9 protein-coding genes and 1 pseudogene are annotated in these 8481 nt (G+C 70.0%); 2 read left to right on the top strand and 8 right to left on the bottom strand.

Annotated features, from left to right (window positions below):
• Positions 1–169 (top strand): carboxyl transferase domain-containing protein (locus tag GXP76_RS32005; protein ID WP_277994055.1); only part of this gene is annotated, 169 nt, incomplete at its 5' end.
• Between the two features lie 74 nt (positions 170–243).
• On the top strand, positions 244–456 hold the full coding sequence (locus GXP76_RS32000; RefSeq protein ID WP_242575118.1) for an acyl-CoA carboxylase subunit epsilon: 213 nt from the start codon (positions 244–246) through the stop codon (positions 454–456).
• 207 nt (positions 457–663) lie between these two features.
• Here GXP76_RS32000 and GXP76_RS31995 read toward each other — a convergent pair whose 3' ends face one another.
• The 8 genes and pseudogenes from GXP76_RS31995 to GXP76_RS31960 form a co-directional block, all read right to left on the bottom strand.
• The gene (locus tag GXP76_RS31995) at positions 664–1245 is read right to left on the bottom strand and encodes an ATP/GTP-binding protein (protein ID WP_031229389.1); all 582 of its coding nucleotides are present in this window, start codon (positions 1243–1245) and stop codon (positions 664–666) included.
• Complete coding sequence (locus GXP76_RS31990; RefSeq protein WP_242575117.1) at positions 1226–1906, bottom strand: DUF742 domain-containing protein; 681 nt, start codon at positions 1904–1906, stop codon at positions 1226–1228. Before GXP76_RS31990 ends, GXP76_RS31995 begins: the two co-directional genes overlap by 20 nt.
• Positions 1907–2001: 95 nt before the next feature.
• A complete protein-coding gene (locus GXP76_RS31985) occupies positions 2002–2415 on the bottom strand; it encodes a roadblock/LC7 domain-containing protein (protein WP_078079450.1) in 414 nt (137 codons plus the stop codon).
• A 10-nt stretch (positions 2416–2425) separates the two neighbouring features.
• Positions 2426–5923: a nitrate- and nitrite sensing domain-containing protein gene (locus GXP76_RS31980; protein WP_242575116.1), complete on the bottom strand. Its 3498-nt coding sequence runs from the start codon at positions 5921–5923 to the stop codon at positions 2426–2428.
• Between the two features lie 339 nt (positions 5924–6262).
• The gene (locus GXP76_RS31975) at positions 6263–6844 is read right to left on the bottom strand and encodes an ATP/GTP-binding protein (protein WP_078074889.1); all 582 of its coding nucleotides are present in this window, start codon (positions 6842–6844) and stop codon (positions 6263–6265) included.
• Positions 6825–7232 carry a DUF742 domain-containing protein gene (locus GXP76_RS31970; protein WP_023538417.1) on the bottom strand — a complete coding sequence of 136 codons (408 nt, stop codon included), beginning with the start codon at positions 7230–7232 and terminating at the stop codon, positions 6825–6827. Before GXP76_RS31970 ends, GXP76_RS31975 begins: the two co-directional genes overlap by 20 nt.
• 109 nt (positions 7233–7341) lie before the next feature.
• Positions 7342–7755 (bottom strand): roadblock/LC7 domain-containing protein, encoded by a 414-nt coding sequence (locus GXP76_RS31965; protein ID WP_023538416.1) that lies wholly within the window; start codon positions 7753–7755, stop codon positions 7342–7344.
• A 9-nt stretch (positions 7756–7764) separates the two neighbouring features.
• Positions 7765–8481 (bottom strand): annotated as a pseudogene (locus tag GXP76_RS31960) (histidine kinase); the annotation flags it as partial.

Here is an 8481-nt window from a genome sequence, read left to right as displayed (position 1 = left end):
AGAGTACAAGGCCGAACTGATGCATCCTTACTACGCCGCGGAGCGCGGTCTGGTCGACGACGTCATCGACCCGGCCGAGACCCGCGAGGTCCTCGTCTCGGCCCTCGCGATGCTTCGTACGAAGCACGCCGACCTGCCGTCCCGCAAGCACGGCAACCCGCCGCAGTGAGCCCGCGCCCGCCGGACGCGGCCCCCGCGCCGCCCACGCCGCCCGCCCAACGAGAAGACGGAGACACGAGCCCGATGAGCAACCCCGCCGACAACTCCCTGCTCCGCGTCGAGAAGGGCCAGGCCGGCCCCGAGGAACTGGCCGCCATCACCGCCGTCCTCATGGCGCGCGCCGCGGCCCGCTCCGACGCGGACACCGCCCCGGCCCACCGAGGCCGCTCCACGGCCGGCTGGCGCCGCCTGGAGCGCACGCCGGGCTTCCGGGCACCGCACAGCTGGCAAGGCTGAGCCCAGGCGCCCCAGCGGGCGTACAGAGCCGCGAGAGCCCCGTACTCCTCGGAGTACGGGGCTCTCGCGCTGCCCGGGCCCGGCCCGCGAGCCCGGTGGCGCGAGACGCCGGACGGCCGCGGCCCCGTACTCGAAGGAGTACGGGGCCGCGGCCGTCCGGCGGTCGGCTCCGGGCACACGGCCCGTGGACGCCCTGCCGGAGAACGCTTAACGAAGCCGTGCCATGAGTGCGTGCTCGACGAGCGTGATGAGTCCGCTCTTGGCGTCGGCGCGGTGGCGGGCGTCGGTGGTGATGATGGGGGTGTCGGGGCCGATCTGGAGCGCCTCGCGCACCTCGTCAGGGGTGTAGGGCTGGTGTCCGTCGAAGCCGTTGAGGGCGATGACGAAGGGGAGTCCGGAGTTCTCGAAGTAGTCGACGGCGGGGAAGCAGTCGGCGAGGCGGCGGGTGTCGACGAGGACGACGGCGCCGATGGCGCCGCGTACGAGGTCGTCCCACATGAACCAGAAGCGGTCCTGTCCGGGGGTGCCGAACAGGTAGAGGATCAGGTCCTGGTCGAGGGTGATACGGCCGAAGTCCATGGCCACCGTGGTGGTGGTCTTGTCTCCGGTGTGGGTGAGGTCGTCGATGCCGGCGGAGGCGCTGGTCATGACGGCTTCGGTACGCAGCGGGTTGATCTCCGAGACGGCGCCGACGAACGTGGTCTTGCCCACGCCGAATCCGCCCGCCACCACGATCTTCGCGCTGGTGGTTGAGCGGGCTGCACCGCCGCTAGAGCTTGCGAAGTCCACTGAGCACCCTTTCGAGCAGTGTCACATCTGGTTGGCCCCCGGCGGTCTCGTCGCCGCCGGGTTGATGAATGGCGACAAGTCCGGCCTCCGCCAGGTCGGCTACGAGGATCCGGGCGACGCCCAGGGGGATGGAGAGCAGTGCCGAAATCTCGGCGACCGATTTGATCTCGAAACAGAGCCGGCAGATCCGCTGGTGCTCGGGCAACTGCCCTTGCAGCCTTGACGGATCGGCCGTCGTGCTGACCAGTGCCTCGATGGCGAGCTGGTACCGCGGCCGCGTCCGGCCGCCGGTCATGGCGTACGGACGTACCAACGGGTTGTGCGCGGCGTACTCCGGCTCCTGATGGCGCCTCGGCTGCACCGGCCGGCTGCGGGGCTGCTGCTGCCCGTACTGCGGCGGCTGCTGTCCCTGTCCGTACGACTGCTGCTGACCGTACGGCTGTTGCTGCCCCTGCCCGTACGACTGCTGCTGTCCGTACGGTTGTTGGGGCTGGTAAGGCTGCTGCTGCGGATGATACGGCTGCTGCCCGCCGCCGTCCCGCCGCCCACCCTGACCGCCGTTTGCGCCCGGCGTGGAGGGGGAGTTGAAGTGGTTCCGGGCATGCTCACCCGGAACCTGTCGGCCACCTTCGTAAGGGTGTCCGCCTGGGGGTGTTGCCACCGTTGCCTCCTCCGACTCCGATCGCCGGTAACTGTTCTGTGGAGTCGCGCCACCGAACCCTATGGTGCGATGGCGCGAAACGCACTGTCTGTCTGTTAGTTGAGAAGACTTCCCTGGAGTTCGGCGCGCAGGTCCGGTGTCAGCACCGTCCCCGCCCGGTCGACGAGCAGAGCCATTTCGTAGCCCACCAGGCCGATGTCGGCCTCGGGGTGGGCGAGGACGGCCAGCGAGGAGCCGTCCGAGATGGACATCAGGAAAAGGAACCCGCGGTCCATCTCCACCACGGTCTGGGTGACGGCACCGCCCTCGAAGATCCGGGACGCCCCCGCGGTCAGCGAGGTCAGCCCGGAGGCGACGGCCGCCAGCTGGTCGGCGCGATCCCGCGGGAAACCCTCGGACATGGCCAGCAGGAGTCCGTCGGCGGAGACCACCACGGTATGGGACACCCCGGGGGTGTGGTCCACGAAATTGGTGATCAACCAGTTGAGATTCTGCGCCGCCTGGCTCATCGGGCTCACACTAACGCTCCTGGTTGTAGGTACTGCCCGGGCCTCGACCCGGTCCGTTCGTGTCCGTCCCCGTGGTTCCCGCGTTGCCCGCCCCCGCGTTGCGGCCCCGCTGGACGCCGCGCCGCAGGTTGCTCAGCCTGCCACGTACGTCCTCCGGCGCGCGCGAGACCTGGGGGCCGTTCTGCGGCGTCGACTCCGCCGTTCCCTCGATCAGGTTGGCCTTGGGAACGCGCCGGGGGAGTCCCGAAGGAGTGATCCCGCCGGCCTTGGGCTCGCGGAGCTTCTCGGCCCGCTGCCACCGGTCGTCGTTCGTCGAACGCCACTCGTCGGTGCCGTTCGCCTCACTCTGTCCGTTCCGCGGCTGCGGGGTTGCTGTCGGTGCGTACGTCTCGCTCGTCGGTCGGTTCTCGGTGGTCGAGGCCTGCCGGCCGGAAGCCGGCGCTGTCTCCTGCGGCGTCGCTGCCGACGGCGCGGTTCCGCCGAAGAGATCGGTCCCACCGCCGTCGTGTCCGTTCCGCTGCCCGTCGCCCTCACCGGTCGGCTGCCACGACTCCGCCTTCGGCGGCTGCGCGGTGCCGCCACGGCGTGGCAGTCCCGCTCCGGTCATTTCGTGACTGGTGCTCGGGGAGGGGCCCGGACGTTCGAATTCTACGCGTTTCCCGGTGTCCGCCGCAGCGCCGTCGGAGGATTCCGATTCGGTCCCCCGCTCGGGCTCGTACCCGCCCTGGTAGCCGCTCCGGTCACTCCAGCCACCCTGGTCGGCCTGGGGCGCGAAGAGGTTGTCGTAGCCCGCCCCGTTCGCCTGCGGAGCCTCGTAGGCCCCTTCCGTATAGCCGCCGCCCAGGGGGTCCTGCTGGTCCTGGTACCCGTCGGGTGTCCGGTATCCGTCGGCGGAGCCGGACGCCGGGTAGGCGTCGGTGCCGTTGCCGGCGTACGCGCCGTACCCCGTGCCGTCGTACGTCTGCCCGCCCTCGGCGCCGCCCTGCTGGACGGGGTAGCCGTTCTGGTCGTACGACGCCTCCTGCGGCGCGTACCGGCCGTCCGTCTCCTCGCGGTACTGCCCGTCCACCTGATCGCCGTAGAGCGGCTGCTCGCCGCCGGGCAGGGCCGCGGCGGCGCCGTTGCCACCGCCCAGCGCCGCACGGCGCTCGTCGCGCATGAGGGAACGGTTCACCGGGTCGAGACTGCGGGGATTCGCCGCCCCGGTCCCGGCCCCGGCGGGGTCGTCGTACCGCGAGTCGTCGAAGCCGAGTTCGGCCGCCGTCAGCATCGGCGCCGAGTACGCCTGCGACTCCGGCTCGAAGGCCGGCGCCTGCTGCTCCGGAATGATCTGGGAGACCGTGAAGTCGTCCGGCGGGAGCTGCTCGCCGCCGCCACCGTGGGTGATCGCGTCCGGGAGCATGACCAGCGACGTGGTGCCCGCCTGCTCGCCCGAGGGCCGCAGCTGCACCCGTACGCCGTGCCGGTCGGCCAGCCGGCCGACCACGAACAGGCCCATGCGCTGGGACACCGCGGCGTCCACCGTCGGCGGGTTGGCCAGCTTGTGGTTGATGTCGGCGAAGTCCTCGGCGGTGAGGCCGATGCCCTTGTCGTGGATCTCGATCATCACGCGGCCGTCGGGCAGCCGGGTCGCGGTCACCCGCACCTTGGTCTGCGGCGAGGAGAACGTGGTGGCGTTCTCCAGCAGCTCGGCGAGCAGATGCACGAGGTCGGTCACGGCCTGGCCGTGGATCTCGGTCTCGGGCACGCCCGTCAGTTCGATGCGCTCGTAACTCTCCACCTCGGAGGACGCGGCGCGCAGCACGTCGACCAGCGGCACCGGCTGGTTCCAGCGGCGGCCGGGCTCCTCACCGGCGAGGACCAGCAGGTTCTCACCGTTGCGGCGCATACGGGTGGCGAGGTGGTCCAGCTTGAAGAGGTTCTCCAGCTGCTCGGGCTCGGCCTCGTTGTTCTCCAGATCGGTGATCAGGGTCAGCTGGCCCTCGATCAGCGACTGGTTGCGCCGCGAGAGGTTGGTGAAGATCGCGTTGACGTTGCCCCGGAGCATGGCCTGCTCGGCGGCGAGCCGCACAGCCTCGCGGTGCACCTGGTCGAAGGCGCGCGCGACCTCGCCGATCTCGTCCCTGGAGTCGATCGGAATCGGCTGTACGCGGGTGTCGACCCGGCCGGGGTCGGTACGGGACAGCTGGTCGACCAGCATCGGCAGCCGCTGCTCGGCGATGCCGAAGGCGGCCGTACGCAGCTGGCGCATCGACCGGCTCATCTGCCGCGCCATCATCCCGGCCAGCACGAAGGCGGCCAGCAGCGCGATCAGCACGATCGCGCCGTTGGTGATCGCGTCGTTCCTGGCGTCGTCGGCGATCTGGGCGGCGTCGCCGACCGCGTTGTCGACCAGGTCCTTCTCGATGATCGTGTAGGCGTCGAACTTGGTGGTGGTCGCCGCCATCCACGTCCGGGGGGTGACGCCGCGCTCCTCCAGCTGGGAGGGGCTGTCGCCGGTGGCGATCGCGGCCACCATGCCGTCGACCACCGAGCCGTCCTGGGCCGGCGGGGCGATGAACTCCTCGCCCGCCGCCGCGGCCTGCTGCCGCGCCGTGGCGAGCATCTTGGCGCCCTCGGCGGCCTTCTCCTCCATGGTCCTGCGGAGCTTGGCCTCGTCCTCGTCCGTGCCGCCGGAGATGTACTCGGCGACCGCGATGTCCTCCAGGTAGGCGTACGAGGAGAAGGCGACCGACTGGCCCGACCGGACCGCCGGCTTCTCGCTCGGCCGCACCAGGAGGTGCAGACCGATGGACCGCTGGAGCGACATGGCGGCCTTGGAGAGCTGGATGGCGTAGACGGTGCGGCCGTAGCTGGTGATGTTGCCGGTGCCGAGACCCAGTTCGTTGGAGAACTCCATGAGGGAGTGCTGGACCAGCACGTAGCCCTCTTCGGTCGCCACCGGACCGCCGTTGCGGCCGGTCTTGTCGGGCGTCTCGACGCCCGCGGTGTACGCCGTCTTGCGGATCGTCTCCAGCTTGGGCTCTTCGGCCCGGAAGAGGCGCAGCCGCCGCTCCAGGCCCTCGTCCTGCGGCAGCGACTCGACGGCGCGGTCGAACGTGGCCTTCGCGGCGTCCGTGGTGGCCCTGGCGTCCACGACGACCTTGTCGTCGCGCTTGTTCGTCAGCAGGGGCTGGGCCGTGAGGTCGCGCTCGTTGAGCAGGGCCTGGCCGTACTCGGACGCGGCCCGTACGACGAGCGCGGTGCGCTCGGCGTCCTGCGCCTCCTGCCAGGTGTCCACGGAGCCCTTGACCTGGAAGCCGCCCATGACGAGGCCGACGAGCACGGGTATCAGGAGGATCGCGTTGAGCCGGGTCGGTACCCGCCAGTTGCGCGGCGCCAGCCGGCTGGTGCTGCCGGGTGCCGGCGCCTTCCCTGGCGTGTCCGCAGGCGGCGCCGCTGTACGCCGCGGCGGGGTGAAGTTTCCCCGCGCCGCCTGCTCCGCGGAGCTCGTCTTGCTACGCCTCACTCGACCAACAACCTCTCGGCGTCGGCACCTGTGGTGTGCCGTTTTTCGTTCAGGGCTGTACTACTCGGGAGTTCATCGAATTCCAGCACGTGAGGCGGTCCCGTTCCAAACAGTGGGAATCGGCCATTCCGAGTGGTCCATACCGCAGATAAAACGGGCATAAAGAACGAGCCCCGTCAAAAGGCGAAGGTGATATGAGCGCAGGGATACCAGTCGAACGCGTCGGGTGTCCGAACGGCGTGAATTCTCTTCTCAAACGTTATGAACACCGAGGTGGGCCGTGTCAAAAGACACAGCCCACACCCGGTCCGGGATACGGCAACTGCCGTACGCCGTCGTCTACTTGAGGCGAGCCATGAGTGCGTGCTCGACGAGCGTGATGAGTCCGCTCTTGGCGTCCGCGCGGTGGCGGGCATCGGTGGTGATGATGGGCGCGTCCGGGCCGATCTGGAGCGCCTCCCGTACTTCCTCCGGGGTGTAGGGCTGGTGTCCGTCGAAGCCGTTGAGGGCGATGACGAAGGGGAGTCCGGAGTTCTCGAAGTAGTCGACGGCGGGGAAGCAGTCGGCGAGGCGGCGGGTGTCGACGAGGACGACGGCGCCGATGGCGCCGCGTACGAGGTCGTCCCACATGAACCAGAAGCGGTCCTGTCCGGGGGTGCCGAACAGGTAGAGGATCAGGTCCTGGTCGAGGGTGATACGGCCGAAGTCCATGGCCACCGTGGTGGTGGTCTTGTCTCCGGTGTGGGTGAGGTCGTCGATGCCGGCGGAGGCGCTGGTCATGACGGCTTCGGTACGCAGCGGGTTGATCTCCGAGACGGCGCCGACGAACGTGGTCTTGCCCACGCCGAACCCGCCCGCCACCACGATCTTGGCGGAGGTCGTCGATCGTGCCGCTCCGCCGCTAGAGCTTGCGAAGTCCACTGAGCACCCTTTCGAGCAGTGTCACATCCGGCGTTCCGCCGGCCTCTCCGTTACCCGGCTGGTGGATGGCCACCATGCCTGCCTCGGCCAGGTCGGCCACGAGGATGCGTGCCACTCCCAGTGGCATGGACAGCAGTGCCGACACCTCGGCGACCGACTTAACCTCACGGCAGAGATGGCAGATCCGCTGGTGCTCGGGGAGCAGCCCGGCGAGATGGGCCGGATCGGCCGTCGTGCTGACCAGTGCCTCGATGGCGAGCTGGTACCGCGGCCGCGTCCGTCCGCCGGTCATGGCGTACGGGCGTACCAGCGGCTGATCGCCTTCAAGTCCGTAGGACGCGTCGACTGAGGCGCCGTACGGATCGTGAGAGGCGGGTGGCGGGGTCATGAATCCTCCGGGCGTGACAGCAAGATGTCTTCGTGCCGTCTGACTGGGCCGGGGTGGGGCCGGTTGGCGGCCTGACGGTGTGTGGTGCTGTGGGCGGTACCTGGAAGTCTCAGTGCAGCAGGCTCCCCTGGAGCTCGGCGCGCAGGTCCGGTGTCAGCACCGTTCCCGCCCGGTCGACCAGGAGGGCCATCTCGTAGCCGACGAGGCCGATGTCGCAGTCGGGGTGTGCGAGCACCGCGAGGGAGGAACCGTCGGAGACGGACATGAGGAAGAGGAACCCGCGATCCATCTCCACGACGGTCTGGGTGACAGGCCCGCCCTCGAAGATCCGGGACGCCCCCGCGGTCAGCGAGGTCAGCCCGGAGGCGACGGCCGCGAGTTGATCGGCACGGTCGCGCGGGAAGCCTTCGGACATGGCCAGCAGCAGGCCGTCGGCGGATACGACCACTGTGTGGGACACCCCGGGGGTGTTGTCCACAAAGTTGGTGATCAACCAGTTCAGATTCTGCGCCGCCTGGCTCATCGGACTCAACTAACGCTCCTGCTGGTGAGAGGGGCCGAGGTTGAAACTGCCGGTCGTCGAGCTGTCGGCGGTACGGCCGCCGGCCTGACGACCCTGCTGAATGCCCCGGCGAAGGTTGGTCAGCCGGCCGCGTACGTCGTCCGGCGCACGCGAGACCTGCGGACCGGTCTGATTGCTCTGCTCCTGCGCGGTTCCCGGCACCAGGTTGGCACGCGGGACCCGGCGGGGCAGACCTGAGGTGGTGATTCCGCCCGCGGCGGGCTTCTTGACCCGCTCGGCCTGGCGTACCAGCTCGTCATTGGGTGACGTGCGCCAGGAGGACGTGACGGCGCCGTTGCCGTTCGTGCCGCCGTTCGCGGGCTGCCGTTGCGGCATCGGGGGAGGAGAGGACGCCGGCCGGTCCGGCAGCCCCTCCGGGGAGTACTGCTGGGGTGTCGGCTGCTGCTCGGGTCCCGCGGGCTGGTCCGGGCGGCCGGAGCCGCCGTTGTGCTGCCCGTGGAACCAGTTCGTCTCCAGGTTGTCGAACAGCGGCGTGCGGCCGTCGCCCGGGCCGGCCGGGGGCAGGGCCTCCGGCTGGGGCTGCTGGGGGAGCGCGCCGACCGGCGGGCGCGGGGCGCCGAAGTCGCCGCCGTTCTGTCCGTTCTGGCCGAAGTCCGCACCGTTCGGGGCGTTCTGGCCGTATACGGGGCGGTCCTGACCCTGGCCCTGGTCGGTGCCCGGACGGCC

The organism is Streptomyces sp. NP-1717 (assembly GCF_022695985.1).
GTDB lineage: Bacteria > Actinomycetota > Actinomycetes > Streptomycetales > Streptomycetaceae > Streptomyces.
Note: the sequence above shows the minus strand (reverse complement) of the source record. Positions and strands in the feature narration are given on the sequence as shown.

Bases quoted from the DNA above. Each gene is read 5' to 3' on its own strand.
- GXP76_RS32000 (WP_242575118.1), top strand. From the start codon at position 244: ATGAGCAACCCCGCCGACAACTCCCTGCTCCGCGTCGAGAAGGGCCAG.
- GXP76_RS31985 (WP_078079450.1), bottom strand. From the start codon at position 2,415: ATGAGCCAGGCGGCGCAGAATCTCAACTGGTTGATCACCAATTTCGTG.
- GXP76_RS31970 (WP_023538417.1), bottom strand. From the start codon at position 7,232: ATGACCCCGCCACCCGCCTCTCACGATCCGTACGGCGCCTCAGTCGAC.
- GXP76_RS31965 (WP_023538416.1), bottom strand. From the start codon at position 7,755: ATGAGCCAGGCGGCGCAGAATCTGAACTGGTTGATCACCAACTTTGTG.